Source organism: Gordonia sp. X0973 (assembly GCF_013348785.1).
Lineage (GTDB): Bacteria > Actinomycetota > Actinomycetes > Mycobacteriales > Mycobacteriaceae > Gordonia.
The window spans coordinates 570,691-597,196 of record NZ_CP054691.1; the positions used below are offsets into that span (position 1 = coordinate 570,691).

At 68.1% G+C, this 26,506-nt stretch carries 20 protein-coding genes and 3 pseudogenes; 15 read left to right on the forward strand and 8 right to left on the reverse strand.

Going from position 1 to position 26,506, the window contains the following annotated elements; all coding sequences use genetic code 11:
* Positions 1-11: 11 nt before the first annotated feature.
* Entirely contained in the window at positions 12-1,310 is a 1,299-nt protein-coding gene (locus HUN08_RS02805) for a hypothetical protein (RefSeq protein ID WP_124248282.1), read from the reverse strand.
* Positions 1,311-1,419: 109 nt separating this feature from the next.
* Between HUN08_RS02805 and HUN08_RS02810 the strand changes: the two genes are divergently transcribed.
* Positions 1,420-2,013: a hypothetical protein gene (locus HUN08_RS02810; protein WP_124248283.1), complete on the forward strand. Its 594-nt coding sequence runs from the start codon at positions 1,420-1,422 to the stop codon at positions 2,011-2,013.
* On the opposite strand, the gene HUN08_RS02815 is transcribed toward HUN08_RS02810, so the two are convergent.
* A complete protein-coding gene (locus HUN08_RS02815; protein ID WP_124248284.1) occupies positions 2,014-2,919 on the reverse strand; it encodes a DUF1266 domain-containing protein in 906 nt (301 codons plus the stop codon).
* 259 nt (positions 2,920-3,178) lie between these two features.
* Here HUN08_RS02815 and HUN08_RS02820 point away from each other — a divergent pair, with 259 nt between their 5' ends.
* Both HUN08_RS02820 and HUN08_RS02825 read left to right on the forward strand, forming a co-directional pair.
* Complete coding sequence (locus HUN08_RS02820) at positions 3,179-5,725, forward strand: ATP-dependent Clp protease ATP-binding subunit (RefSeq protein ID WP_124248285.1); 2,547 nt, start codon at positions 3,179-3,181, stop codon at positions 5,723-5,725.
* Positions 5,726-5,891: 166 nt separating this feature from the next.
* Entirely contained in the window at positions 5,892-6,947 is a 1,056-nt protein-coding gene (locus tag HUN08_RS02825; protein WP_124248286.1) for an alpha/beta hydrolase family protein, read from the forward strand.
* Between the two features lie 64 nt (positions 6,948-7,011).
* Here the strand turns inward: HUN08_RS02825 and kstR are convergent, their stop codons facing one another.
* The gene (gene kstR, locus HUN08_RS02830) at positions 7,012-7,677 is read right to left on the reverse strand and encodes a cholesterol catabolism transcriptional regulator KstR (RefSeq protein WP_124248287.1); all 666 of its coding nucleotides are present in this window, start codon (positions 7,675-7,677) and stop codon (positions 7,012-7,014) included.
* A gap of 105 nt (positions 7,678-7,782) precedes the next feature.
* Here kstR and HUN08_RS02835 point away from each other — a divergent pair, with 105 nt between their 5' ends.
* A complete protein-coding gene (locus tag HUN08_RS02835; protein ID WP_165353344.1) occupies positions 7,783-9,990 on the forward strand; it encodes an acyl-CoA dehydrogenase in 2,208 nt (735 codons plus the stop codon).
* A 102-nt stretch (positions 9,991-10,092) separates the two neighbouring features.
* Here HUN08_RS02835 and HUN08_RS02840 read toward each other — a convergent pair whose 3' ends face one another.
* A complete protein-coding gene (locus HUN08_RS02840) occupies positions 10,093-10,980 on the reverse strand; it encodes an alpha/beta fold hydrolase (RefSeq protein WP_124248289.1) in 888 nt (295 codons plus the stop codon).
* Positions 10,981-11,159: 179 nt separating this feature from the next.
* On the opposite strand from HUN08_RS02840, the pseudogene HUN08_RS18500 reads away from it, so the two are divergent.
* From HUN08_RS18500 to HUN08_RS02870, 7 genes and pseudogenes are all read left to right on the forward strand, one after another.
* Positions 11,160-12,098, forward strand: a pseudogene (locus tag HUN08_RS18500) (acyl-CoA dehydrogenase family protein); the annotation flags it as partial.
* Positions 12,099-12,218: 120 nt separating this feature from the next.
* The gene (locus HUN08_RS18295) at positions 12,219-13,385 is read left to right on the forward strand and encodes an acyl-CoA dehydrogenase family protein (protein ID WP_301546958.1); all 1,167 of its coding nucleotides are present in this window, start codon (positions 12,219-12,221) and stop codon (positions 13,383-13,385) included.
* A gap of 35 nt (positions 13,386-13,420) precedes the next feature.
* Positions 13,421-14,344, forward strand: a pseudogene (locus tag HUN08_RS18300) (bifunctional MaoC family dehydratase N-terminal/OB-fold nucleic acid binding domain-containing protein); the annotation flags it as partial.
* Between the two features lie 581 nt (positions 14,345-14,925).
* The gene (locus HUN08_RS02855) at positions 14,926-16,098 is read left to right on the forward strand and encodes a lipid-transfer protein (RefSeq protein ID WP_124248291.1); all 1,173 of its coding nucleotides are present in this window, start codon (positions 14,926-14,928) and stop codon (positions 16,096-16,098) included.
* 51 nt (positions 16,099-16,149) lie between these two features.
* Positions 16,150-17,772 (forward strand): AMP-binding protein, encoded by a 1,623-nt coding sequence (locus HUN08_RS02860; RefSeq protein WP_124248292.1) that lies wholly within the window; start codon positions 16,150-16,152, stop codon positions 17,770-17,772.
* A 4-nt stretch (positions 17,773-17,776) separates the two neighbouring features.
* Positions 17,777-18,169 (forward strand): hypothetical protein, encoded by a 393-nt coding sequence (locus HUN08_RS02865; protein WP_124248293.1) that lies wholly within the window; start codon positions 17,777-17,779, stop codon positions 18,167-18,169.
* 134 nt (positions 18,170-18,303) lie between these two features.
* The gene (locus HUN08_RS02870) at positions 18,304-18,627 is read left to right on the forward strand and encodes a hypothetical protein (protein WP_301546854.1); all 324 of its coding nucleotides are present in this window, start codon (positions 18,304-18,306) and stop codon (positions 18,625-18,627) included.
* 85 nt (positions 18,628-18,712) lie between these two features.
* Here the strand turns inward: HUN08_RS02870 and HUN08_RS02875 are convergent, their stop codons facing one another.
* A complete protein-coding gene (locus HUN08_RS02875; RefSeq protein ID WP_301546960.1) occupies positions 18,713-20,284 on the reverse strand; it encodes an MFS transporter in 1,572 nt (523 codons plus the stop codon).
* A 281-nt stretch (positions 20,285-20,565) separates the two neighbouring features.
* On the opposite strand from HUN08_RS02875, the pseudogene HUN08_RS18310 reads away from it, so the two are divergent.
* Positions 20,566-20,700 (forward strand): annotated as a pseudogene (locus HUN08_RS18310) (TetR/AcrR family transcriptional regulator); the annotation flags it as partial.
* A gap of 580 nt (positions 20,701-21,280) precedes the next feature.
* On the forward strand, positions 21,281-21,406 hold the full coding sequence (locus HUN08_RS18315; protein WP_301546855.1) for a hypothetical protein: 126 nt from the start codon (positions 21,281-21,283) through the stop codon (positions 21,404-21,406).
* A 9-nt stretch (positions 21,407-21,415) separates the two neighbouring features.
* Here HUN08_RS18315 and HUN08_RS02885 read toward each other — a convergent pair whose 3' ends face one another.
* From HUN08_RS02885 to kstD, 3 genes are all read right to left on the reverse strand, one after another.
* Positions 21,416-21,844 (reverse strand): hypothetical protein, encoded by a 429-nt coding sequence (locus tag HUN08_RS02885; RefSeq protein WP_124248297.1) that lies wholly within the window; start codon positions 21,842-21,844, stop codon positions 21,416-21,418.
* A gap of 90 nt (positions 21,845-21,934) precedes the next feature.
* Entirely contained in the window at positions 21,935-22,795 is an 861-nt protein-coding gene (locus HUN08_RS02890; RefSeq protein WP_124248298.1) for a MaoC/PaaZ C-terminal domain-containing protein, read from the reverse strand.
* Positions 22,796-22,806: 11 nt separating this feature from the next.
* Entirely contained in the window at positions 22,807-24,555 is a 1,749-nt protein-coding gene (gene kstD / locus HUN08_RS02895; protein ID WP_124248299.1) for a 3-oxosteroid 1-dehydrogenase, read from the reverse strand.
* 181 nt (positions 24,556-24,736) lie between these two features.
* Here kstD and HUN08_RS02900 point away from each other — a divergent pair, with 181 nt between their 5' ends.
* Both HUN08_RS02900 and HUN08_RS02905 read left to right on the forward strand, forming a co-directional pair.
* The gene (locus HUN08_RS02900) at positions 24,737-25,525 is read left to right on the forward strand and encodes a 2-keto-4-pentenoate hydratase (RefSeq protein ID WP_124248300.1); all 789 of its coding nucleotides are present in this window, start codon (positions 24,737-24,739) and stop codon (positions 25,523-25,525) included.
* 60 nt (positions 25,526-25,585) lie between these two features.
* Positions 25,586-26,503, forward strand: coding sequence for an acetaldehyde dehydrogenase (acetylating) (locus HUN08_RS02905; RefSeq protein WP_124248301.1), 918 nt, complete (start codon positions 25,586-25,588; stop codon positions 26,501-26,503).
* Positions 26,504-26,506: the final 3 nt, after the last annotated feature.

A 26,506-nucleotide genomic window follows, 5' to 3' on the forward strand; every position in this document is an offset into this window, starting at 1 on the left:
TGGCGCGGCGATCAGCCCAGCAGGGACAGGCTGGACCCCTGGCGCAGCACGATGTAGCCGTTGACATTCGTGGCGGTGCCGTTGATCGGCAGTGCCCAGCGAATCTTGCCCGCCTTCGCGTCGAAAGCGGTCAGCTGGTTGTCGTTGGCCGCGACGAGGGTGTCGCCGAAGGAGCCGATGCACTTCAGCTCCGCGAGGCTGGTGTCGGGATGCTGCAGGTCCGGGGCGGGTAGCCGGCCGACGGTGGTTCCCGACGCGTCGAGCCGCATCACCTCGCGGGTCAGGTCTTTGCGGCCGAAGGCGACGAGGGTGCCGCATGCCATCGGGGCGGCCTTGGAGAGCTCGTCGGAGTTGACCTGCCACAGGGCGTCCGCCTTCGCCGGATCGCGGACCTCGAAGCGTCCGTGGGTCTCGCCCACCGTCGCCGAGCCGATCCCGCCGAGCACCGGGAGGGCGGCCGGGCCGCGGGATACCTGCATGCTGCGGGCGACGTGGGTCGGTTTCAGGACGAGGCGACCGTGCCGGTCGATGCGGTAGAAATCGATGGTGTCGTCGTCGCGGCGGGCGACGACCAGCCCGGTCGGGTAGGCGGTGACGGTGCACGAGCTGCAGGTCAGTCGTGGTTCACCGGTCGCCGGGTCGAGCAGCACGTGGCTGGCGTCGGCCAGCGAGACGTCGATGAGATCGGGTCCGGCCAGGTAGCTGGGCGTCGCGGAGTCGGCGAAGGTGCGGCTCCACTTCGTGGCGCCGTCGGGGCTGGTCGCGCTGACCCGGTAGCCGACCTGGTTGACCCGGATGAAGTCTCTCCCGACGCCGATGACGCTGCCGGTGTCCTGCAGCGGCTGCATCGGGCCGAGTTCACCCGAACCCGAGTCGACGGGGTAGAAGCCGTCCGGGGCGCTGCCCAGTTTGATCGCGCAGCCGGTCTTGCCCCGACCGTCGAAAGCGCAGCCGCCCAGGCCCGCGACGACCGGATGGTCCCATCGCGACGACCCGTCGAACTGGTTGACCGCGAGGAAGGCGCGGCCGATTCCCGACGGGTAGGCGAGCAGCCACATGTCGCCGTAGGTGTCGGCGACGGTGACCGGGCCGTTGCCGGTGAACCCGGGCAGATCGTCGCTGCTGCGGGTCCACACGGTCTTCGGCTGGTCGTCGAGGGTGCGCAGTCGACCGAATTCGTGACTCGTCATCCGATGCGGGACATCGGCGCCCTGGGCGAGGGTGAACGCCGCGACCGCGACCATCGCGGCGATCAGGACCATGACGATCGTCCCGATTCCGAACGGTAAGCGGCGGGGCCTGGAAGACATGGATAACAGTGAACCACGGCGACCTGAGCACAACCGTGCAGGCACGTGGGGGTGGCGCGACGAACCCGATCGAACGAAGTCGCGTCTGGCCTGCGTTAGATTGGGAGGCGTGAGCGCCGCGCGACAGCAGTCCTACGGAACCCCGACCCCGCAGCGACCCGACATCGCGGCGGCGATGTTCTGGGTGGAGGAGGGGTCGGCCAACGCCCAGGTCCTCGTCGGCGCCCTGCGTCCCGACGAACTGGTCCTCAACGTCACGTCGGGATGGTTCAAGGGCGAGTGGGGTCTGTTCGCCGTCACCAGTGAACGGGTGCTGTTGGCCAGTGCGGGCAACGCCGAGAAGAACACCCCCGGCTTCGTCTACGAGATGCCGCTGCAGGCGGTGACCGGTGTCGCCGACGGCGAGGTGGAGGACGGGTACCGGATCGCCCAACTGCAGGATTACGAGTCGTGGACCAAGATCTTCGTCAACGGGATCACCTCGGTCTACGCGAGTGACCAGCGCGTCTACTGGGTGGTCGCCGACCTGATGAACCAGAACGCGGATCAGCGCGAGAAGGCCTCCGACGGCGGGGTGGTGGACGAATTCACCCGCTACCGGGCCATCCGGGAGGCGCAGCGCGCGGGCGGGCTCGACGACCAGACCGCCTCGGCCGCGGTGGCGCGGATGTTCGGGGTCGAACCGGAGGGGCCGGGCTACTAGCTACATGCCCAATTCGCCCGGTTGCGGTCCGCTGGGCGCGCTCGGTTGTTCGCCGGTGGTCGTGTCCCCGGTGGTCTCCGGCTCGGGCTGTTCCTTCACCATCGAGACGCCGCCCTCGCCCTGACCCAGCGCGTAGCGCCGCCACGGGCTGTCCGGCCGCATCAGCAGGCCGTGTACGCGTTCGCCGGCCGCCTTGGCCGCCGCCGACGCGTTGTTCATCTCGTGCAGGGCCATCCAATACGTCCGGCCGATGACCAGGCCGTGCGCGAATTGGCGCCAGTTGGCGTAGTAGCTGCGGGCCGACTCGGCCGCCGAGAGCAGCATCGGCCAGCACTCGTCGGTGCTGAGGTAGCCCGAGGCCCGGGACATGCGCACGACGTAGCCGACCCGACCCAGGTCCCAGGACCGGATATGCGTCGGGAAATAGGAATCGGCGATCACCGGCCGCAGCACGTTCATGGTGCGTAGGTTCAGCAGCGCGTCGTAGTCGTCGATCGTCACCGACGGTCCGCGGAACTGCGCGCGGGCGGCCAGGAACTCGCGGTGGGCGTCGGGATCGTGGCCGGCCGTCTTGTTGACGATGGCCGCGACGAGGGGGGCGACGACCTCGAACGCGCTGCTGTGCATGCCGTCGAGGAGTCGTCCGACGGTCATCCGCGCGCTGACGGCGTCGGTGACCCCCCACGACTGGGCGATCGCGTCGCGCGCCTGGGTTTGGGCGATGTCGACGTCGAGGCTGTCGCACCACATCTCATTGACACCCCACAGGAATGCGCCGACGTTGAGGGCCTCCTGCTGCCCGGCGGTGAGGCCGCCGTCGCCGCGCCAACGGAAGGCGCGGGCCGACTCGGAAGAACCCCCGACGGGAAAGGGCTGCGTCGGCGGGATGACCAGGGGGGACGACATGGTTCCCCAGAGTAGCGCCCCGTCTGGGTCGATGTTCGCTGCTGGCGTACTCCACGAGTGGATGCGGGGGAACACCGTGCGTAACGGCCGCGTTGAACACCGGTAAGCGCCCGTGATCGTCACCGACCGCATAACGATTGCGGGTGCGGGTCCAAACACCACTAGAGTGGAACCAAGCAGGTCGTACACGTGCGGTGCCAGCCACACGGCCGCGCAGCGGGGCGCGGTACGACCGAGTGGAGCCACGTAAGGGAGAACGATGTTCGAACGGTTCACCGACCGCGCACGCCGGGTTGTCGTCCTGGCGCAAGAAGAGGCGCGGATGCTCAATCACAACTACATCGGCACCGAGCACATCCTGCTCGGCCTCATCCACGAGGGTGAGGGCGTCGCCGCCAAGGCACTCGAGTCCCTCGGGATCTCGCTGGAGGCCGTGCGCACGCAGGTCGAGGAGATCATCGGCCAGGGCCAGCAGGCACCGGCGGGGCACATCCCGTTCACGCCGCGGGCCAAGAAGGTGCTGGAGCTCTCGCTGCGCGAGGCCCTGCAGCTCGGCCACAACTACATCGGCACCGAGCACATCCTGCTCGGCCTCATCCGCGAGGGTGAGGGCGTCGCCGCCCAGGTGCTGGTCAAGCTCGGCGCCGACCTGAACAAGGTCCGCCAGCAGGTCATCCAGCTGCTCTCCGGCTACCAGGGCAAGGAGCCGCAGGAGGCGGGCACCGGCGGTCGCAGCAGCGAGGCGGGCACCCCGTCGACCTCGCTGGTCCTCGACCAGTTCGGCCGCAACCTGACCGCAGCAGCCGGGGAGGGCAAGCTCGACCCGGTCATCGGCCGCGAGAAGGAAATCGAGCGGGTCATGCAGGTGCTGAGCCGCCGCACCAAGAACAACCCGGTGCTGATCGGCGAGCCCGGCGTCGGCAAGACCGCCGTCGTCGAAGGGCTGGCGCAGGCCATCGTCAACGGCGACGTGCCAGAGACGCTCAAGGACAAGCAGCTCTACACGCTCGACCTCGGGTCGCTGGTCGCGGGCAGCCGCTACCGCGGTGACTTCGAAGAGCGCCTGAAGAAGGTGCTCAAGGAGATCAACACCCGCGGCGACATCATCCTGTTCATCGACGAACTGCACACGCTCGTCGGGGCGGGTGCCGCCGAGGGCGCGATCGACGCCGCGTCGATCCTGAAGCCGAAGCTGGCCCGCGGCGAGCTGCAGACCATCGGCGCCACCACGCTCGACGAGTACCGCAAGTACATCGAGAAGGACGCCGCCCTGGAGCGCCGCTTCCAGCCGGTTCAGGTCGGCGAGCCCTCGGTGGAGCACACCATCGAGATCCTCAAGGGTTTGCGCGACCGCTACGAGGCGCACCACCGGGTGTCCATCACCGACGGTGCGCTGGCCGCGGCCGCGTCGCTGGCCGACCGCTACATCAACGACCGGTTCCTGCCGGACAAGGCGATCGACCTCATCGACGAGGCGGGAGCGCGCATGCGCATCCGCCGGATGACCGCACCGCCAGACCTGCGCGAGTTCGACGAGAAGATCGCCGACGCGCGCAAGGAGAAGGAATCGGCGATCGACGCCCAGGACTTCGAGAAGGCGGCCAGCCTGCGCGACAAGGAGAAGCAGCTCGTCGCGCAGCGCGCCGAGCGCGAGAAGCAGTGGCGCAGCGGCGACATGGATGTCGTGGCCGAGGTCGACGACGAGCAGATCGCCGAGGTCCTCGGCAACTGGACCGGCATCCCGGTGTTCAAGCTCACCGAGGAGGAGACCACGCGTCTGCTCCGCATGGAGGACGAGCTGCACAAGCGGATCATCGGCCAGGAGGACGCGGTCAAGGCCGTCTCCAAGGCGATCCGCCGTACGCGTGCCGGCCTGAAGGATCCGAAGCGCCCGTCGGGCTCGTTCATCTTCGCCGGTCCGTCCGGTGTCGGTAAGACCGAGCTGTCCAAGGCGCTGGCGAACTTCCTGTTCGGCGAGGACGACGCGCTCATCCAGATCGACATGGGCGAGTTCCACGACCGCTTCACCGCGTCGCGGCTGTTCGGTGCCCCTCCCGGGTACGTCGGCTACGAAGAGGGCGGCCAGCTCACCGAGAAGGTGCGCCGCAAGCCGTTCTCGGTCGTGCTGTTCGACGAGATCGAGAAGGCCCACCCGGAGATCTACAACTCGCTGTTGCAGGTCCTCGAGGACGGTCGTCTCACCGACGGTCAGGGTCGCACGGTCGACTTCAAGAACACCGTGCTGATCTTCACGTCGAACCTGGGCACCTCCGACATCTCGAAGGCCGTCGGCATGGGCTTCTCGAAGTCCAACGACAACGATTCGCAGTACGAGCGGATGAAGCAGAAGGTCAACGACGAGCTGAAGAAGCACTTCCGCCCGGAGTTCCTGAACCGCATCGACGACGTGATCGTGTTCCACCAGCTGACGAGCGACCAGATCATCGAGATGGTCGACCTGATGATCGGCCGTGTCGAGACGCAGCTCAAGGCCAAGGACATCGAGCTGGAGCTGACCGAGAAGGCCAAGCAGCTGCTGGCCAAGCGCGGCTTCGACCCGGTGCTGGGCGCCCGCCCGCTGCGTCGCACGATTCAGCGCGAGATCGAGGACCAGCTCTCGGAGAAGATCCTGTTCAACGAGGTCACCCCCGGTCAGATCGTCGTGGTGGACGTCGACGGCTGGGACGGCGAGGACGACGGCGACGGTGCGACGTTCACCTTCACCGGTTCGGAGAAGCCCCGTGCTGTTCCCGACGCCCCGGCCGAGCTGACCGAGGTCGGCGACGCCACCGGCGAAGCGAGCTAGTCCGAGACAACTGATCGCGGCCCGGCATCCGAGAGGGTGCCGGGCCGTTGTCGTCACAAACCGGTTGCGAACCGGCAACGACAACCGGCTCGGGTGGAATCGGGCGGCACGCACTCCTAGCCTTGGGCTTGTTACGTATGTGACTGATGTGATCAAAGGGGTTGGGATGGGATTCCGAAAGGGCCCTGGCCGCAGCGCGGTCTCGAAGGCGGCGGTCGGTGCCGCGGCGGTTGCCGCGCTCGCCGTCGGCGGTGCCCTGGCCCTGCCGTACGTCGGGTCCGGCGGGTCGTCGATCCTGCCCGTCGCCAAGAAGTCCAAGATCGAGGCGGTGACCCACGGTGTGGGCCGCACGACGACGGTGGTCGTCTACTCGGCGTCGATGAACCGACAGATCCCGCTGACCGTCCTGCTCCCGCGCGACGAGAAGAAGCCGAGTCCGGTGCTCTACCTGCTCAACGGTGCGGGCGGCGGCGAGGATGCGGCGACCTGGGCGGCCAAGACCGATTACGCGCAGTTCTTCGCGTCGAAGAATGTCTACGTCGTCACGCCGATCGGCGGGGCGTTCTCGTACTACACCGACTGGCAGCGCGACGACCCGGTGCTCGGGCGCAACAAATGGCAGACCTTCCTGACCAAGGAACTTCCGCCGCTGATCGACAAGCAGTTCAAGACCACCAAGACCAACGGTCTGGCCGGCATCTCGATGGCCGGGACGTCGGTGCTCAACCTCGCGATCTCCGCGCCGCGGCTCTACCGGTCGGTCGCCGGCTACAGCGGGTGTGCGCGGACGTCGGACCCGATCGGGCAATCGTACATCAAGATGGTCGTCGGCGACCGTGGCGGCGGCAACGTCGTCAACATGTGGGGACCGGTCGGCGGTCCCGGCTGGATCGCCAATGACCCGTACATCAACGCCGCCCGCCTGCGCGGCACGAAGGTCTACCTGACCGCGGGCAGTGGATTGCCCGGCCGCAACGACACCATGGGCGCGAAGCTCGTCAACAACGACCCGTTGGCGCTGGCCAACCAGGTCGTCGTCGGCGGTCTCATCGAGGGAGGCGTGAACCTCTGCACCCAGCAGATGGCGCAGCGGCTGGCACAGTTGCGGATTCCGGCGAAGGTCATGCTCCGTCCGACCGGCACGCACTCGTGGGGTTATTGGCAGGACGACCTCGAGCGCACCTGGCCGATGATCGCTCGCGACCTGCGCGTACGCCCCTAGAAGCGACTCAGCGCAACGGATCGTGGTTCCTCTGTGGACCAGATCCGCTGCGCTGTCGCGGCGATCAGCCCTCGCGGCCCTTCAGCAGCAGTCGGACGGTCAGTTCCATCCGGTTGGTGACGTCGGTGGCCGACGCGCGGCGGGTCAGCCACTGGACGAGGTTCGACATCCACACGTCGGCGATGACGCGCGCGATGGCGAAGTCCTCTTCGTCGGGCTCGCGTTCGACGCCGACGATCGCCCCGGCGAATAGCCGGTCGATGGTGTTGGCCACGTTGTCGACCTCCGCGGTCGCCGAGGCGTCGGCGAACATAAAGGCGCGGGTCATAGCCTCGGTGAGCAGTGGGTCGCGCTGCATCGCGACGGTGATCATGTCCAGCACGGTGCGCAGGCGCTCGACGCCGTTCTTGCCGGGGAGCTGTGACCGGTCGACGCGGGCTTCGACGCGCTCGAACTCGCGGGAGAGCGCCGTGACCAGCAGGTGGACCTTCGACGGAAAGTAGCGGTACAGGGTGCCGACGGCGACGTCGGCCTTCTCGGCCACCGTGCGCATCTGGACGGCGTCGTAGCCGCCCTTGGAGGCGAGGGCGAGCGTCGCGTCGAGGATGCGGCGCCGGCGTTCGCGCTGGGCTGACGACCCGCCGGTGGCACCGCTGGCGGGGGTCTCGTCGACGATGGGCGCGTCGATGCGCTCATCGGCGTCGACCTTGGCGGTTGCGGTTCGTGCCATCGTCTCGGGGTTCCTTTCGCCTGCGGCTATCAGTAGATGAGGGCCACATGGCATATTAGAACAGGTTCTAGTTGCTCGTTTCAATTCGACATGCAGGGGAATTCCGTGACAATCGCCACGTCAGCCGAGCAAATCGCCGTGTGTGCGGCGCTGGCCGATTGGGCTCGCGCGCGCGACACGACGGGACTCGTGCGCGCCGAACTCGACGCCCCGTCCGACGGATGGCGAAACCTGTGGCCGGAGTTGGCCGAACTCGGCATCTTCGCCGCCACGGCGGATGAGGAGCGCGGCGGGCTGGGCGCGCCGTTCGCCGATGCGGCCGCGATGGTCGCCGAGTGCGGTCGCTGGCTCGTGCCCGGTCCGATCGTGGCGACGATGGCCGCCGGGGTCGCGCTCTCGCGGACCGACGGGGAGCGGGCCCGGGAGCTGACCGAGGCCGTCCTCGCCGGGGAACTCCCCGTCGTCGTGCCCGCCGACCACTACGGCTACGGCCGCGACCCGTTGCCGGTGAACCCGGCCGGGCGGATCGACCTCGGGCTCGTCCCCGGTTGGGTGCCCGAGGCTGCGCTGCTGGTCAACCTCGTGTTCCCCCAACGCGGAACCCGCTGGTACCTCGTGCCGCCGGGCGGAGCGACGGTCGACGCGCAGCGCTGCGACGCGCTCGACGGCACGATGTCGTGCTCGCGGGTCGCGATCTCCGGGCTCGATCTGGACGTCGCCGTGGAACTGCCGCGGGCATCGCGGGTGTCGGCCGTACTCGGTGCCGGGTTCACGGCCTTCCACTCCGGAGTGGCGCGCTGGTGTCTGGATACCGCCGCCGACTACGCCAAGGTCCGCACCCAGTTCGGCGCTCCGATCGGTTCCTTCCAGGCGATCAAGCACCTCCTCGCCGACATGTTGTGCCGCAGCGAGCAGCTATCCGCGGCGGCCTGGGATCAGGCCGGTGCCGTGGACGACCTGCTCGTCGCGCCGGAGGACGATTTCGAGGCGGGCGCCCAACACGGTCTCGCTGCGATGGCGGCCAACATCCTGGTCGCCGAACTGCCGCTGGCCAATGCGAAGGATTGCGTCCAGGTGCTCGGCGGCATCGGCTTCACCTTCGAGCACGACGCGCATCTCTACCTGCGGTCGGCGTTGGCGATGCGCGCCGCGCTCGCCGACTCGTCGGCGCAACGCGTCCAGCTGGGTCGAGCGGCCGTGGCCGGGGAGCGGCGACGATTCTCCGTCGACCTCACCGCAGTCGAGGAGCAGCGTGCCGGGGTGCGCGCCACCGTCGAGCAGATCGCGGCGACCCCCGTCGACGAGCGTCGCGGTGAACTCGCCCGAACCGGTTACCTCGCGCCGCATTGGCCGAAGCCGCAGGGCCTCGGTGCCAGCCCGGCGCTGCAATTGCTGATCGACGACGAGCTCGATCGCGCGGGCGTCGAGCGACCCGACCTGGTGATCGCCGGGTGGGCCATCCCGACGATTCTCGAGCACGGCACCGACGAGCAGCGGGAACGCTTCGTCGCGCCGACCCTGGCCGGCGACATCATCTGGTGCCAGCTCTTCTCCGAGCCGGAAGCCGGCTCCGACCTCGCCTCGCTGCGCACCAAAGCCGTGCGCGGGACCGGGCCCGACGGGGAGCCCGGGTGGCGGCTGACGGGCCAGAAGATCTGGACGAGCCAGGCGCACAACGCCCAGTGGGCGGTCTGTTTGGCGCGGACCGACGCGGATGCCCCGAAGCACAAGGGGATCACCTACTTCCTCGTCGACATGGCGTCGGCCGGGATCGACATCCGGCCGCTGCGCGAGCTGACCGGGCGGGCGATGTTCAACGAGGTATTCCTCGACGATGTGTTCGTACCCGACGAGCTGGTCGTCGGGGAGGTCAACGGCGGGTGGCGGTTGGCCCGCACGACGCTGGCCAACGAGCGGGTGGCGATGGGCGGCTCGAGCCTCGGCAAGGAGATGGACGCGCTGTTGCGGCAGATCGAGGCGAAGAAGACGCCCCTGTCCGACGGGGAGCTGGCCGAGCTGGGGTCGCTGGTCGCCGAGGCCCACAACGGACGCGCCTTGGATGCGCGGTCGGTGTCGCAGAGGCTGGCCGGTCACGATCCGGGTGCCGCGTCGAGCGTGCGCAAGCTGATCGGCGTGATCCACCGGCAGGCGGTGCCCGACTTCGCGCTGCGCCTGCTCGGCGTCGACGGAATGACGGATTCCGAGGCGTCGGAGCTGTTCCTGCTGAACCGCTGCCTCTCGATTGCCGGCGGAACGACGCAGATCCTCAAGACCGCCGCCGCCGAGCGAATCCTCGGGATGCCGCGCGGCTGAACCGGTCGGCGAGGCGGCTCGAGGGCGTTTCCAACACCGCGACACGGTTTCCAACAGCAATCGGTGTTGGAAAGTGCATGGCCGTGTTGGAAACGACCCAGCTCAGTCGGCGACAGCGGCGAAGAGGTCGAGTCGTGAGCGGACGCGTCGGTCCAGGAAGTCGGCGAGGACGTCTTCGAAGACGGCATTGTCGTCGCCGGCGACCATGTGGTGCGCACCGCCGACCGACGCGAACTCGGCATGCGGCACGACGTGCAGGAAGCGCGCGGAGTCCTCGGCGCTGATGACGTCGGATTCGCCGCCGCGGATCAGCAGGGTGGGGACGCGCAGCGAGGCGGCGGCCGCGCCGAGGTGTACCGGGTCGAGGATGCGGTCGCGCTGCACCGCGTCGCTCCCGAGCCCGGTGATGAACGCGGGGTCCCAATGCCAATACCAGCGCCCGTCGCGTTCGCGAAGGTTCTTGCGCAGCCCGTCGAGGTTCTTCGGGCGCTTGCGATGTGGCTGATACTCGGCGACGGCATCGCCGGCCTCCTCCAGTGACGCGAAGCCGGTTTCCGCATTCGCCGCCATGAACGCGCGGACGCGGTCGCGCCCCGACGACTGGATGAAGGGGGAGACGTCGACCAGGACGAGGGCGCGGGCCAGCTCGGCGTTGTCGCCCAAGGCGGAGAGTGCGGCGTTGCCGCCCAGGGAGGCGCCGACGAGGACCGGCGGTTCGGGCAGCCATTGGGCGACCGCGGTGATGTCGGCGGCGAATCGGTTCAGGCCGTATTCGCCGCCGCGCGACCACCCGCTCTCCCCGTGACCGCGCAGGTCGACGGTGAGCGTCGACCAGCCGGCCTCGGCCAGTCGACGGGCCGAGTTGGCCCACGAGTGCCGGGTCTGACCGCCGCCGTGGAGGAAGAGGATCGGCGGATCGGCCGGGTCGCCGAACCGGTCGCCGATGATCGTGACGTCGCCGGAGGGAACGCTGACCCGAGTGCTGCTCATCTTTCGATTGAACCATTCGATTGCCGTGGTTCACGCGGGACCGGGTATCGCGACGAAGAAGTAGAACCTGTTCTAGTATTCCAGGCAGCTACCCACTACATTGATTTAGAACAGGTTCTATTCCAGGAGAGGCGACGGTGGACTTCACACTCGACGCGGCCGCGTCCGCGGTCGCAGACGTGGCGCAGGACGTATTCACGAGGAATCCCGTGGATCCCGCGGATCGCTTCACCGGCCCGGACGGTTTCGACCGGCACATCTGGCAGGCGATCGTCGACGCAGGTCTGATGGCCCTCCCGCTCCCGGAGTCATTGGGCGGCGATGCGTTGGATGCGACGGCCATCCTGCCGTTGCTGCGCCGGGCCGGAAAGGCCTCGGCGGTCACCCCCGCGCCGGCGACCTTGGCGGCGGCCCTCGCACTCGCCCCGCACGCGCAGGCGGCGAAGCGCCTCGCCGCGATCACGGAGGGGGCGTGGATCGCCATCGCCGCCCGCGAATCGGGGGCGGGTCTGCTTGCCGAACCGGCGGCCCTCCTCGACGGCAACACGCTGACTGCGACGAAGTCCGGAGTCCTGTGCGCCGACGGCGCCCATGCCTTCCTGGTCACTGCGCGCCGCCCCGACGGCCGCGGCGTCGTCGTATGGGTGCCCGCCGATGCACCCGGTGTCGACGTCACGCGCACCCCGTCGTCGAGCGGGTGGAGCGAGTCGACGGTGAGATTCGCCGGCGTGACGGTGGCCGACGACGACGTCATGCCGATCGACGTGTCCGAACTGCTCGACCACTACCGGTTCGCGCTCAACGCCTACGCCGACGGCCTCGTCGACGGCGCGACGGCGATGACCGCCACCCACGTGAGCACGCGCCATCAGTTCGGCAAGCCGATCGCGCTGTTCCAGGCCGTCGGGCAGCAGCTCGCCGACATCTATGTGATCGGCCGTTCCCTGAACCTCACGACGACCGCCGCCGCCTGGCGCCTCGCCAACGGCCTGGACGCCGGGCAGGACATCGCCATCGGCGCCTACTGGGTTGCCGCCGAGGTGCCCGCGACGATGCGGACCATGACGCATCTGCACGGCGGGATCGGCGTGGATGTCACCTATCCGCTGCACCGCTACTTCTCGCTGGCCAAGGACCTCGCCCGACTCGTCGGCGGTCTGGGCACGCTCGACGAACTCGCCGACGCCCAGCGGCGAGCGGCGGACCTTCCGGCGAGCGGGCTGCTGCCCGGCGACGGCATGTTCATCGACCTCACGCCCGAGCAGCGTGAACTGCGCGACGACGCCCGCGCCTACTTCCGCGACCTGGTGGGCCCCGACGACCAGGAGACCCTGCTCACCGAGCGGCACGGCGCGACACTGCGCAAGGTCGTCAAACAGATGGGGTCCGACGACCGGCTCGGCGTCGGCTGGCCGAAAAAGTTCGGCGGCAAGGGGTTCGGCGACCTGGAACAGCAGATCTTCACCAACGAGGCGGTGCGCGCCGACGTGCCGCTGCCGGCGGTGACGCTGCAGACCGTCGGGCCGACGCTGCAGGTCCACGGCACCGAGGAGCAGAAGGCGAAGTTCCTGCCCGCCATCCTGGCCGGCGACGTCCACTTCGCCATCGGGTACACCGAGCCGGAGGCCGGTACCGACCTCGCCTCGCTCACGACGACCGCGGTCCGCGACGGCGACCACTACATCGTCAACGGGCAGAAGATCTTCACCACCGGCGGTCACGACGCCGATTACGTCTGGCTCGCCGTGCGCACCGACCCCGACGCCCCGAAGCACAAGGGCATCACGATCCTCATCGTCGACACCTCCGACCCCGGCTATACCTGGACGCCGATCATCACCGCCGACGGCGCGCACCACGTCAACGCGACCTACTACACCGACGTGAAGGTGCCCGTCTCAATGCGGGTCGGCGACGAGGGCGGCGGCTGGAAGCTCATCACCACCCAGCTCAACCACGAGCGCGTGATGCTCGGCCCCGCCGGACGGATCGAGGGCGTCGCCGACAAGCTGCGCGCTTGGGCGGCCCGACCCGGACCCGACGGCACCCCGCCCGCGGACGACCGCGACGTCCGGCGCGCCCTCGCGCAGATCGATGCGTATGCGCGGATCAACGAGCTGCTCAACTGGCAGGTCGCGTCGACGGGCGAAGCCATCTCGATGGCCGACGCGGCGGCGACCAAGGTGTTCTCCACCGAGCGCATCCAGGTGATCATGCGGATCGCCGACGACCTGCTCGGCCGCTACGGCGACTTCACCGATCCCGACACCGCAGACCTCGTGAACTGGTTGGACGTGCAGGAGAAGCGCAACGTCGTCATCACCTTCGGCGGCGGCGTCAACGAGGTCATGCGCGACATGATCGCCACCGCCGGCTTGGGATTGCCGCGCGCGCCGCGGCAGTAGGGGGACCAGTGGACACCACGACGCTCGAGGAGACGATGAACGCCGACGACATCCGCGCCGCGGCACAGCAGCTGCAGGCGGCGGGAGCCAGCGCCCCCAAGGCCGGTCGCGACCCGGTGAACCGGCCCATGATCCACAACTGGGTCGAGGCGATGGGGGATACCAACCCGATCTACGTCGACGAGGAGGCCGCCCGTGCGGCCGGGCACGACGGGATCGTCGCGCCGCCGGCGATGGCACAGGTGTGGACGATGCGCGGGCTGCACGGCACCCGCACCGACGACGATCCGCTGGGCCGCGCGACCGAACTCTTCGACGAGGCCGGGTACACGTCGGTCGTGGCGACCAACTGTGACTCGGTGTACCACCGGTACCTGCGCCCGGGCGAGGAGGTGTCGCTGTCCGCCGAACTGGTCGACGTGGTCGGGCCGAAGCAGACCGCACTGGGCGAGGGATGGTTCTTCACCACCCACAACACCTGGCGCGTAGGCGACGAGGTCGTCGCCGAGATGGACTTCCGCATCCTCAAGTTCCGACCGGGGACCGCGAAGGCGGTTGCTCCGGCTCCCGGCACCCTCGACCCGGCCAGGCTGATCCGCCCTCAGGCGTCGCCGGACACGGCCTTCTTCTGGGACGGGGTCGCCGCGCACGAGCTGCGCATCCAGAAGCTGCCCACCTCGGAACTGCAGCACCCCCCGATCCCGGCGACGTGGACGACGCGTGGTGCGGACGGCGTCTACGGCACCACCGACTACGTCGTCGCCTCCGGCACGGGCACGGTGTACAGCTACGTCGTCCACCACGCGCCTCGGGTGCCGGGGCGGACGCTGCCGTTCGTCGTCGCACTCGTCGAGCTCGACGAGGGGGTGCGGATGCTCGGCGAACTGCGCGACGTCGACCCCGACGACGTGGAGATCGGCATGCCCGTCGTCGTCGAGTTCCTCGATTTTCCGGCCGACGACCGTAGCCCGGACGGCTGGTCGAACTACGCGTTCGTGCCGGTCGCGGTGCACTCGTCTGACGGTGGGTCTCGATACACCGACTCGGCTAGCGCCTCGCCGGCACTCGACCACCGTAGCGATCGATCGAACTCATCTGACGGTGGTCGAGTGGATCCGAGCCGCAAGGCGAGGAACCGTATCGAGACCTCGTTCGCCGAATTGCCACCCCTGACCATCGAGGCGACCCCGACGTTCGTCGTCGCGACCGCGTTGGCCACCCGCGACTTTCAGGACGTCCACCACGACCGCGACCTGGCCCAGCAGCGCGGGTCGAAGGACATCTTCGTCAACATCCTCACCGACACCGGGCTGGTGGAGCGCTTCGTGACCGATTGGGCCGGTCCGGGCGCGCGGGTCAAATCGATCGCGCTGAAGCTCGGCGTCCCCTGGTATGCGTATGACACGCTGAATCTCACCGGTGAGGTAATCGGACAAAACGGACGAGAGGCGACGGTTGCGGTGACCGGCACCAACAGCCTCGGCAAGCACGTCATCTCGACCGTCGAGGTCACCCTGGCACCCGGAGAAGGAGCGCGACGATGAGCCTGTCCGGTTCGGCCGCGATCGTCGGCATCGGCGCCACCGACTTCTCGAAGGACTCCGGTCGCAGCGAGCTGCGCCTGGCCGCGGAGGCGGTCAACGCCGCCATCGCCGACGCGGGGTTGACCCCCGCCGACGTCGACGGCCTGGTCACCTTCACGATGGACACCAACATGGAGGTCGCGGTCGCGCGGGCCACCGGGATCGGCGAACTGACCTATTTCTCGCGCATCCACTACGGCGGCGGCGCCGCCTGCTCGACCGTGCAGCAGGCCGCGATGGCCGTCGCGACCGGGGTGTGCGACGTCGTCGTTGCCTATCGCGCCTTCAACGAGCGCTCGGGCAACCGATTCGGCCAGGTCAGCACCGACGTCGCGACGCAGGCCACCTCGTCGGGCACCGACAACGCCTTCTCCTACCCGCACGGTCTCTCGACCCCGGCCGCATTCGTCGCGATGGTCGCCCAGCGCTATATGCACGAGACGGGTGCGACGAGCGAGGATTTCGGGCGGGTCGCCGTCGTCGACCGCAAACACGCGGCGAACAATCCCAACGCCTTCTTCTACGGCAAGCCGATCACGCTGGAGGTGCACCAGAACTCGCGCTACATCGCCGAGCCGCTGCACCTGCTCGACTGCTGTCAGGAATCCGACGGCGGCGTCGCACTGGTCATCGTGTCCGCCGAGCGCGCCAAGGATCTCCCGCACCCGCCGGCCGTCATCGCCGGAGCAGCGTCGGGCAGTGGGACCGACCAGTACATCATGACCAGCTACTACCGTGACGAGCTCGCCGGATTGCCCGAGATGGGGCTCGTCGGGCGCCAGCTCTGGGGCCAGTCCGGCCTCCGTCCCGACGACATGGACGCCGCGATCCTCTACGACCACTTCACGCCGTACACCCTGATGCAGCTCGAGGAGCTCGGCTTCTGTGCGCGCGGGCAGGCCAAGGAGTTCGTCGCCGAACCGGGCGCCCTGGAAGTCGGCGGGCGGCTGCCACTCAACACCCACGGCGGGCAGTTGGGCGAGGCCTACATCCACGGGATGAACGGCATCGCCGAAGGCGTCCGCCAACTCCGGGGGACATCGGTCAACCAGGTACCCGAGGCCCATCGCGTCGTCGTCACCGCCGGCACCGGGGTCCCGACCAGCGGCCTCGTCCTCACCGCCGGCTAGCCCACACCACCGACATCACCAGCCACCAGCTTCGACAAGGGAGTCACCGCAATGAAATTCAACCTCGCCGACGTCTTCGAAACGGTCGCCGACTCGGTCCCCGAACGCATCGTCCTGTCCTACGAGGGCAACCAGACGACCTACGCCGAGATGGACCGGCAGGCCAACCAGGTCGCGCACTTCTTCGCGTCGAAGGGGATCGGCGCCGACGACAAGGTCGCGCTGTTCCTCAAGAACTGCCCGGAGCATGTGCAGGCCCTGCTCGCGACGATCAAGTTGCGCGCCGTCCCGGTGAACGTCAACTACCGCTACACCGACGCCGAGCTGGAGTACATCTTCGAGAACTCCGATTCCGCGGCCATCGTCGTGGAACTGCCGGAGCACCAGTCGGCCGTCGCCCGACTGCTGGGCCGACTGCCGCTCGTGCGCGCGATCTTCGTCGTCGGCGAGATCACCGACGAGCTGCGCGACGCGGTGGCCGCACTCGACGGGCGTGAGGTCGCGCTGGCGTCCTTCGGCGAGGTCGACCAGTACCCGACCGAGCGCGATTTCGAGCCGCGCACCGGCGAAGAGCTGTACCTGCTCTACACCGGCGGCACCACCGGGTACCCGAAGGGCGTCATGTGGCAGCACGACGACTTCTTCCGCAAGCCCATCTCCGGCGGCAATCCGTACGGTGACCCGCGCAAGGACTACGACGAGATCGCGAGCGCGGTCAAGGACTTCCCGTCGATCGCCTTCCTGCTCGCCGCGCCGCTGATGCACGGCGCCGCGTCGTACTCGCTGTTCACCTTCCTCTCGCTGGGCGGGCGGCTCATCCTGGAACGCGACTTCAACGCCGAGCAGATCGTGCGCAACATCGAGCGCGACCAGACGCAGATCATCCTGATCGTCGGCGACGCGATGGGTCTGCCGCTCGTCGAGCAGATGGAGAAGCTCAAGGACGAGGTCGACATGTCGTCGTTGTTCTCCATCGCCTCGGGCGGTGCGATCTGGAGCCAGCACGTCCGCGACCGGCTCGTGGCCGTGAAGGAGGGGTTGCTGCTGCGCGACAACTTCGGCGCGTCGGAATCGGGCAACGACGGTGAGATCTCCCTCGACGAGAACGGCAACCTCAAGGTGCCGCCGACCGAGAAGATGATGATCGTCGACGAGCGGTTCGAGAAGATCACCACGCCCGGCGAGGTCGGCTACATCGCTCGCATCGGGAACATCCCCCTCGGTTACTACAAGGACGAGGAGAAGACCGCCCGCACCTTCCCGACGTTGGCCGACGGCACGCGGATCTCGGTGCTCGGCGACATGGGCTACGTCGAGGAGGACGGGTCGATCGTCTTCCTGGGCCGCGGCAGCCAGTGCATCAACACCGGTGGCGAGAAGGTCTACGCGGAGGAGGTCGAAGCGGTGCTGCACGCGCATCCGGCGATCGCCGACGCCCTGGTGGTGCCCGTTCCCGACGCGAAGTACGGCCAGCGGGTGGCCGCCGTGGCGAAGGTCGCAGACGGCTTCGACGAGCCCTCGCTCGAGGACGTGCAGGAGCACTGCCGCACGGAGCTGGCCGGCTACAAGGTGCCGCGCACCGTCGTCTTCGTCGACGAGGTGAAGCGCACCCCGGCGGGCAAGGCCGACTACAAGTGGGCGAAGGCGGCGGCCGACCAGACTGCTACGGTCTGAGGTCGTGAGCAAAGCGAAGAACACGATTGTCCTGGGCCTCGCCGGCCTGACCGCAGCCGCATCCGTGCTGGTGGGCACCACGGCCGGTGCGCCGGAGGCGGCCGCACAGGTCGCCGCCGGCGACTACACGTACACGACCTTCACGCAGACCCAGGTCGGATCCGTCCCGTCGTCCTCTCGGGCCGTCGTCCGCGGCAACACGCTGCTGTCCTACCCGACGATTCCGTTCGGCAAGCCGATTCCGATGCACATCTACCCGACCGCGCAAGGCGGGTACATCGAGATGCACGGGACCCGCTTCGTCCTCAACCGTCAGGGCCACGGCCGCTACGCCGGCCCGGCCTACATGGACGGCAAGCTCATCGGCCGCAACACCCTGGTTCCGCGCCACCGCTGAGGCCAACCATCATGTCTGATCTTGGGGACCCGGCAGACGGGTGCGGGCCGCCTTGGGCTGGACGTGGGCTGCGCCTTCAGCATCCCCCGACGCCGGAGAATGGCAGCGCACACGCGCAGACCTTTGTCGACGCGGTGAGCAATATCGACGGCGTGAATCTCGACTACTCGGATGCTTCGCTCGAATGGGTCGACGGCAAGCTCGACCATTGGCGTCCCGAAGGCTCAGACGTGATGGCCGAGACCGTCTTCGTCGCCGGGTGTTATATCGGCGAGGTGTTCGTGCGTAACCACGGCTACAGGTGGGTGCTGACCGATGTCTACGGTGCCATGCCTGTCGTCGAGGGGCCGAACGGCAACTTCGCCAACCCGATCGGCAAGGCGTTCAAGCGCGTCGACAACGGCGAGGGTGACGACCTGCCGTACTTCCTTTCGGTGATCCTCGCGAACGAACGCTGACGCTCCCCGTCGATAAACCCCGCACTTCCGGACATTCCCCACACCTCTTCGGTGCGGGGAATGTCCATTTGTGCGGGGTTTGGGTCTAGTCGGCCTTCGCCAACGGGACCATCCGACGCGGGGAGATCCACGCGAGGACTGCCGATCCGACGATGAGAATGGCGCCCAGGATGATGAACGACGTGTGCATCGGGTTGGTGAAGGCGGCGTGCGCGCCGTCGAGGATCTGCTGGGCAAGCGGATGAGCCTGTGCCGGCAGCTTGCCCGCCACATGAGTCGCACCTGCCAGTGAATTGCGGATACCTTCGGCCGCCGCGGCACCGGTCGCCGGGTCGCCGCCAGTCGCCGGATTGCTGAGCGCGCGTTGCGCGGCCTCCGCGGTGGGGCCGATCCGATTCGCGTAGCCGGCGGCGAGGATCGAGCCGGCGAGTGCGATGCCGACGGCCGCGCCCAGTTCGCGCGCCGTGTCGTTGACCGCCGATCCGACGCCCTGGTCGTCGAGCGGGGTGTTCTGCATGATCGCCGTCGTCGACGGGGCGGTCGCCAAACCGATGCCGACCGCGGCGATGGAGAGGAACACCGCCAGCTGCCAATACTGCGTGTAGTGGATGACGCCCATGAGCAGGATGCCCAGGCCGCAGAGGAAGACGCCGATGGCGAGGACGAACCGAAGCGAGTGGTAGCGCACGGCCACCCAGTTGCCGATCAACGAGAACACACCGACACCGATGATCAGCGGGAACAGGGCGACCGCCGACGCGAGCGGGGTGTAACCGAAGATCAGCTGCAGTTGCTGGAGTACCAGGAAGAACACCGCGAACGACGCGAAGAACTGCAGCATCACCGCGAGTGAGCCGGCGCTGAACGCGCGGTTGGTGAAGAGCTGTACGTCCAGCAACGGGAACCGGATACGGAATTCGATGACGCAGAACACCACCGCGAGGACCACCCCGCCGATCAGCGACCCCAGGACCAGGGGATTGGTCCAGCCCCGCTGCGGCACCTCCAGCAATCCGAAGACGAAGAGGAACACGGCGAGCACCGAGGCCACCGATCCGGCCCAGTCGAAGGGGTCTGGATCGGAGTCCTTCGACGTCCCGACGGTGAGACATAGCAGGGCGGTCAGCGCCGCCGACACCGCGAAGGTGATCATGATGGCCCGCCAGTTGTCCTGGCCGAAGAATTTGAGCAGCAGCCCGGTGACGAAGAATCCGGCGATCGCTCCGACGCCCGCGACGCCGGCCCAGATGCTGATGGCCAGCGGGCGCCGCGACACGGGCACGTTCGACGTGATCAGCGAGAGCGTGGTCGGCATGATGAACGCGGCCGCCGCGCCGGCGAGGGCCCGGGTCGCGATGAGTTCGGTGGCACTGCCGGCGAACACCCCGAGCAGCGACGCGATGCCGAACACGACGAGCCCGCCGATCATCACCCCGCGTCGGCCCAGCCGGTCGCCGATCGCCCCGGCGGGCAGCAGCAGCGCGGCGAGCATCAACGTGTAGCCGTCGATGATCCAGGTCTGCTCCGCCGCGCTGGCCGCGATCTTGGGGTCTTCGGCGATCGCCTGCAGTGCGGTGTTCAGCGCCGCCATGGCCGCGACGACCATGCTGACGGCGGCACACACCATGGTGACGAGCCAGATCGCCGACCATCCCATCGGCTCGTTCTGCGCGGCCTCGATCCCGATGCCGGACTCGGCGTCGTCGTCGAGGTCGGCGGTGACGGTCTCGTGTTTCATGTGATCAGCGTCGAGGAATGTTCCCGGCCCCGCAAGGCGAGGGTCGAAGTCGAAACTTGTACCCCGGCGCGGGCACCACGAAATATCTCACACATAGTGGCCTACGGGGCATATTGTGCCCGTTGGGCAGATCCGTCATCTCATACTAAGAATCAGACCTCTTGCTGCACAGGGACTCTTGGCGTCGCACAATAGGCGTTATGCCGAAGGACTGGTTGGTCGGCGACGACCGAGAGGCGCGCGCCCGGGCGCGCCTGTACGAGGCCGCGTCAGACCTCATCGCCAAGCATGGCGTGGATGCGCTGGACATCGACGAACTCGCCCGCCGGGCGCATTGCTCCCGCGCCACGGTGTATCGCCACGTCGGCGGCAAGCAGGCCATCGTCGAGGCGGTCCTGGTGCAGCGGTCCGGTGCGATCGTGCAAGCCGTCGAGACCGAGGTGGCCGGCATCTCGGGGAATCGGCGCGCGGCCGCCGCCATCCGGGAGGCGCTCGCGCAGATCCGCGCGGACAAGGTCGCCCGACAGTTCGTGACCGCCGATCATGCGGCGCGCAGCATGACGACGGTCATCGAATCGCCCACGGTCTTGACCATTGCCGGCGGGCTCCTCGGTCTGGCGCCCGACGACACCGCTGCGGCCGGCTACGCGGCTCGCTCGGTCTTCGCGATGCTGCTCTGGCCGGCCGTCGACGCCGACGCGGAATCGGGTCTGATCGAGCGCATCGTGCGCGGCCTGGGCTGAGTCGGCTCCGGCCGCCGACGTTGATGTCCTCGGTAACGATTCGGGCAATTCGCGACACGGGCACCACGATCGAGAACACGGCGTCTATTTATGTCACATTAGTCACTGGAGCAACAAGTTCCTGGTGAGCGCTCCGACCGTATGACACCGGGACAAACGAAAGTGGGAGATCATGGCTACCTCGCAGGTATCTGACTCCGATGCGGTTCGAGTACGGATGTGGCGCGTGCTCTCCATGCTGACGGCGTTGGTCGCCGTCATCGTGGGGCTCGTCGTCATCGCCATCTCCGCGGTCTGACCGCCCGTCTCAGACGTTCTGCTCGATCGCGTCGCCGACGCGGGGCAGAGCGGCGACGACGTATCCCTTTGCCTTGCCGCGCAGGGAGTTGTAAGCCTTCGCCAGGGCGGGCTTCGCCTCGCCGGCCTGTCCATCCGTGACGGCGAGCAGTGCCTCGGCCGCGGCGTCGCCGTTGGCCGCCAGGTGGGCGCCGAAACCGGTGTCGGCGGGCTTCGAATCCCACAGCGGGGCCAAGGCGCCAAGGAAATCGTCGAGCATCGCGTTCGTCGCATTCGTCACCACGCCCGGCTTCACCTTCTGGGCGGCGGCATAGGCCGCCTTCACCGCGGTGCCCGAGATGCCGGACTGGTCGCGGACCTCGGCGTCGATGACGTCGACGAGTGAGGCGACGGTGGCGTCACGGTTGGTGGTGGCGGCGGACTGCAGCGAGTTGCTCATGGTCTCTCCCAGATGTGGTGCGCGTGCGAATGACCGAAAACGGTCTCGACGGCGGTTTGCGGACAGTCGAGCTTAACGTGGGTGTCCGAATCACCGGTTAACGAGGCATACGACGTTTCCCAATGCGGGCGCTTCGCGTTCGACGACCGATGCGGTGAGCAACAGTCGCTCGCGCTCATCCCACACGTCGAGCTGCAGGGTCTCCCCGGGGAACACGATGCCGGCGAAGGAGGCCGAGTAGTCGGCCAATTTGGTGACGTCGCCGTCGAGCACCTCGTCGACGACGGCCCGCGCGACACTGCCGTAGCTGCACAACCCGTGCAGGATCGGGCGGTCGAATCCGGCTCCCTTGGCGAAGGCGGGATCCGAATGCAGCGGGTTGCGGTCGCCGCACAGCCGGTAGAGCAGGGCCTGGTTGGGGCGCGTCGGGACCGTGATCCGGTGGTCGGCCACCCGGTCGGGGAAAGGCACTTTCGACGAGGAGCCGCGCTCACCGCCGAACCCGCCCTCGCCTTTCGCGAAGATCGACGAGCGCGCGGTCCACAGGGTCTCACCGCTCTCGTCGGTCGTGACGGACTCCTGGACGATCACGGCCGCCGATCCCTTGTCCTGCAACTCGGCGATCCGGGTGCGGGTCGTGGCCGTTCCCGACGGGGGGAGCGGCCGGTGCGCGGTGACCTGTTGACTGCCGTGGACGACCTTCGCCAGGTCGATGTCGACGCCGGGGAAGACGACCTTCGGCGGCTCGGTCGCATGGAAGGAGGCCGCGACGGTCGCGAAGGTCGGGAGGACCTTGGGACTGGCGTCGTCGACGTACTTGAGGCCCTCGGTGTCCATCGGGTCGGCCGCCGCACCCACCGCGAGGTGGTAGAGCGCGACGTCGGAGGCGGTCCAGGAGAAGGTGACCTCGGGCAGCTCGGCGCCGAGCGCCACGGACTGATCGATAGGCATCGCTCGTACTCCTACTTGCTGCTGGCGGCGGCTGCGGAACTCTCGGCGTCGGCGTGCGCCTTCGCGTCGAGTGCGGCGAGGTACCCGAACACCATGGCGGGGCCGATGGTCGCGCCGGGGCCGGCGTAGGTGTGGCCCATCACCGGGGCACTGGTGTTGCCCGCTGCGTAGAGGCCGGGGATCACGCTGCCGTCCGCGCGCAGGGCGCGGCCGTTCTCGTCGGTGACGATGCCGCCCTTGGTGCCGAGGTCGCCGGGGACCATCTTGACCGCGTAGAACGGCGGCTTGTCGACCGGGCCGAGGCTCGGGTTCGGCTTGTTGGTGATGTCGCCGTAGTAGTGGTCGTAGCCGCTCTTGCCGCGGTGGAAGTCCTCGTCGACGCCGGTCTTGGCGAAACCGTTGAACCGCTCGGTGGTCTCCTTGAGCTTGTCGACGGGCAGGCCCGTCTTCTCGGCGAGTTCCTCCAGGGTCGCGGCCTTCACCACCGCGCCGGACTTCTGCCAGCTCTTCGGCAGCGGCTGGCGGGCCGGGATGCCGGCGAACAGGTAGCGGTTGCGGCAGCGGGTGTCCATGATCATCCACGCCGGGACGTTCTCGCCCGGGCCGTCGCCCTGGCCGAATTCGCCGCCGAACATCTGGTGCGCGGCCTCGACGTAGGGCAGCGACTCGTTCATGAAGCGTTCACCGCGCTCGTTGACGATGAAGGTGCCCGGCACCGAGCGCTCCGACAGGGCGAACCACGGGCCCTTGGGCAGCGGGATCGTCGGGCCCCACCAGGCGTCGTCCATCAGGGCGACATCCGCACCGGCCTCGATGCCGGCGCGGATGCCGTCACCGGTGTTGAACTCCGAGCCGGTCGTCCACTCGGTACCCACCGGGGCGCGCTGGTAGCGCTTGCGCATCTCCTCGTTCCGCTCGAAGCCTCCGGAACCGAGGATCACGCCGTAGCGAGCGCGGATCTCGCCCGTTTTGCCGTCGGACTCGGTCTTGACGCCGACCACGGCGCCCTTCTTGTCGGTGACCAGGTCGGTGAGGGCGGTGTTGAACAGGATCGGCACGCCGGCCTCGCGCAGGCCGAGGAGCAGTTCGGCGGCCAGCGCGGCGCCCATGGCGATGAGCTTCTTGTTGCGCGACTTGGACCAGCTGAAGCGCCCGGCGACCTTGGCCATGCGGGCGATGCCCTTGGGGTGGCGCATGCCGATGTTCATCCAGCGGTAGTCGCTCTGCAGCACCACCATGTTCAGCGGTGCCTTGGTGTACTGCGGGTGCAGGGTGTCCAGGTCCTTGCCGAGACGGCGCGCGTCGAACGGCTTGGGCTCGCAGGAGCGCCCGCCCAGGCGTCCGCCGGGGGCCTCCGGGTAGTAGTCGGAGTAGTCCTTGACCCACTCGAGTTCGAGCGGGGAGTGCGCCATCAGGTAGTCGAGGGCTTCCGGCCCGCGATCGATGTAGGCGTCGATCTTCGCCTCCGGGGCGTGCTCGCCGATGATCGCGTGGACGTATTCGCGGGCCTTCTCGACGGTGTCGTCGACCCCGTCGCGCTTGAGCACCGAGTTGTTGGGGATCCACACCCCGCCGCCCGAGCGCGACGTCGAGCCGCCCCAATACGGCGACTTCTCGATCAGGACGGTTTTCAGGCCCTGGGTGGCGGCGGTCAGGGCGGCGCTCATCCCCGCCGCTCCGGCGCCGACGACGACAACATCGAAAACGTCCTGCTCGCTCGCGTTCCCGGCGACGGAGTCGTATTCGGGCTCGTCGGTCATGGCTGATCCTCTCGTCGACCCCGATCAGGCCGGGGCGGCTGGTCCACACTCGAACTATCCAATAATTAGAACACGTTATAGTATTGGTGCGACACCCCGCCATAGCAGCTAGAGGCCCATGCCAGCCGTGGCGTCGGTGGGAAAACAGTAACGAGTTCGCTTCTCGAGTCAGGGAGAGTCGATGGCAGTCAGCGAGGACCTGCGGGCACAGATCGCCGCAGAGTTGGCCCGCGCCGAGGAGACTGCCGTCGCGATCGATCCGCCGACCGCCGCGCACCCCGACCTCGACGTCATCGACGCCTACGAAATCCAGCTCATCAACATCCGTCGTCGCCTCGACGCGGGTGCCTCGGTCGCCGGGCACAAGGTCGGCCTCGCGTCCGAAGCGATGCAGAAGATGATGGGCGTCGACGAACCCGACTACGGGCACCTGCTGGACGTCATGGAGTACCGAGAGGGCACGTCGATCGACTTCTCCGCGTTGTGCATCCCGCGCGTCGAGGTGGAGGTCGGATTCATCCTCGGCGCCGACCTCCCCGGTCAGGGCTGCACCAACGAGGACGTGATCGAAGCGATCGAGTGGGTCGTCCCGTCGATCGAACTCATCGACTCGCGGATCAAGGACTGGAAGATTACGCTCCCGGACACCATCGCCGACAACGCGTCGTCGTGCGGCTGGATCCTCGGGGAGCAGCGCGTGAAGATCGCCGACATCGACACCGGCGACATCGACGCGACGCTGACGCGCAACGGCGAGGTCATCGCGAAGGGCAACTCGTCTGCGGTGCTCGGTCACCCGCTCAACGCGGTGTCGTGGCTGGCCAACAAGGTCTCCTCCTTCGGGGTGCGACTGCGCAAGGGTGACGTCATCCTGCCCGGCACCGCGACGCGCGCCATCGACATCGCCAGCGGCGACCACTTCGTCGCCGAGTTCGCCGGACTCGGCAGCGTGACACTGGACTTCACCTAGCGGATTTCACCCAACGACTTTGTGCAACAACGACTTTCACACGACGAGAAGGAGGCGCAGGTGAGCGCGAAACTGACTGCGGCGATCATCGGCTCGGGCAACATCGGCACCGACCTGATGTACAAGCTGGAACGATCCGAGGTGATCGAGCCCCGCTGGATGGTCGGGATCGACGCGGATTCCGAGGGGATGCGCCGCGCCGCCGACCACGGCCTGATCACCATGAGTGGCGGCGCCGACGAGCTGCTGGCTTCCGCCGAGCGCCCGGACCTCATCTTCGAGGCGACCAGCGCCTACGTGCACCGCGAGTACGCGCCGAAATACGAGGCCGCCGGGATCACCGCGATCGACCTCACCCCGGCCGCCGTCGGGCCGGCCGTCGTGCCGCCGGCGAATCTGCGCGAGCACCTGGACGCCCCGAACACGAACATGATCACCTGCGGTGGTCAGGCCACCATCCCGATGGTGCACGCGGTGTCCTCGGTGGTGCCGGTGCCGTACGCGGAGATCGTCGCCTCGGTCTCGTCGGAATCAGCCGGCCCGGGTACGCGCGCCAACATCGACGAATTCACCAAGACCACGTCGCGGGGGATCGAGACCATCGGCGGTGCCGACCGGGGCAAGGCGATCATCATCCTGAATCCGGCCGATCCGCCGATGATCATGCGCGACACCATCTTCTGCGCGATCCCGGCCGACGCCGATACGGACGCGATCGCCGAGGCGATCCACCGTCGGGAGAAGGACATCCAGGAGTACGTGCCCGGCTACCGTCTGCTGCAGGACCCGCAGTTCGACGCCCCGAGCGTCATCAACGGCGGTCACGCGCGGGTTTCCATCTTCGTCGAGGTGGAAGGCGCGGGCGACTTCCTGCCGCCGTATGCCGGCAACCTCGACATCATGACCGCCGCGGCCACCAAGGTGGGCGAGGAGATCGCCAAGTCCAAGCTGGCCGCTCCTGCCGCGGCCGGGAAGTGAGGA

Bases quoted from the DNA above. Each gene is read 5' to 3' on its own strand.
- HUN08_RS02805 (WP_124248282.1), bottom strand. From the start codon at position 1,310: ATGTCTTCCAGGCCCCGCCGCTTACCGTTCGGAATCGGGACGATCGTC.
- HUN08_RS02815 (WP_124248284.1), bottom strand. From the start codon at position 2,919: ATGTCGTCCCCCCTGGTCATCCCGCCGACGCAGCCCTTTCCCGTCGGG.
- HUN08_RS02820 (WP_124248285.1), top strand. From the start codon at position 3,179: ATGTTCGAACGGTTCACCGACCGCGCACGCCGGGTTGTCGTCCTGGCG.
- HUN08_RS02825 (WP_124248286.1), top strand. From the start codon at position 5,892: ATGGGATTCCGAAAGGGCCCTGGCCGCAGCGCGGTCTCGAAGGCGGCG.
- kstR (WP_124248287.1), bottom strand. From the start codon at position 7,677: ATGGCACGAACCGCAACCGCCAAGGTCGACGCCGATGAGCGCATCGAC.
- HUN08_RS02840 (WP_124248289.1), bottom strand. From the start codon at position 10,980: ATGAGCAGCACTCGGGTCAGCGTTCCCTCCGGCGACGTCACGATCATC.
- HUN08_RS18295 (WP_301546958.1), top strand. From the start codon at position 12,219: ATGTTCATCGACCTCACGCCCGAGCAGCGTGAACTGCGCGACGACGCC.
- HUN08_RS02855 (WP_124248291.1), top strand. From the start codon at position 14,926: ATGAGCCTGTCCGGTTCGGCCGCGATCGTCGGCATCGGCGCCACCGAC.
- HUN08_RS02860 (WP_124248292.1), top strand. From the start codon at position 16,150: ATGAAATTCAACCTCGCCGACGTCTTCGAAACGGTCGCCGACTCGGTC.
- HUN08_RS02875 (WP_301546960.1), bottom strand. From the start codon at position 20,284: ATGGGATGGTCGGCGATCTGGCTCGTCACCATGGTGTGTGCCGCCGTC.
- HUN08_RS18315 (WP_301546855.1), top strand. From the start codon at position 21,281: ATGGCTACCTCGCAGGTATCTGACTCCGATGCGGTTCGAGTACGGATG.
- HUN08_RS02885 (WP_124248297.1), bottom strand. From the start codon at position 21,844: ATGAGCAACTCGCTGCAGTCCGCCGCCACCACCAACCGTGACGCCACC.
- HUN08_RS02890 (WP_124248298.1), bottom strand. From the start codon at position 22,795: ATGCCTATCGATCAGTCCGTGGCGCTCGGCGCCGAGCTGCCCGAGGTC.
- kstD (WP_124248299.1), bottom strand. From the start codon at position 24,555: ATGACCGACGAGCCCGAATACGACTCCGTCGCCGGGAACGCGAGCGAG.
- HUN08_RS02900 (WP_124248300.1), top strand. From the start codon at position 24,737: ATGGCAGTCAGCGAGGACCTGCGGGCACAGATCGCCGCAGAGTTGGCC.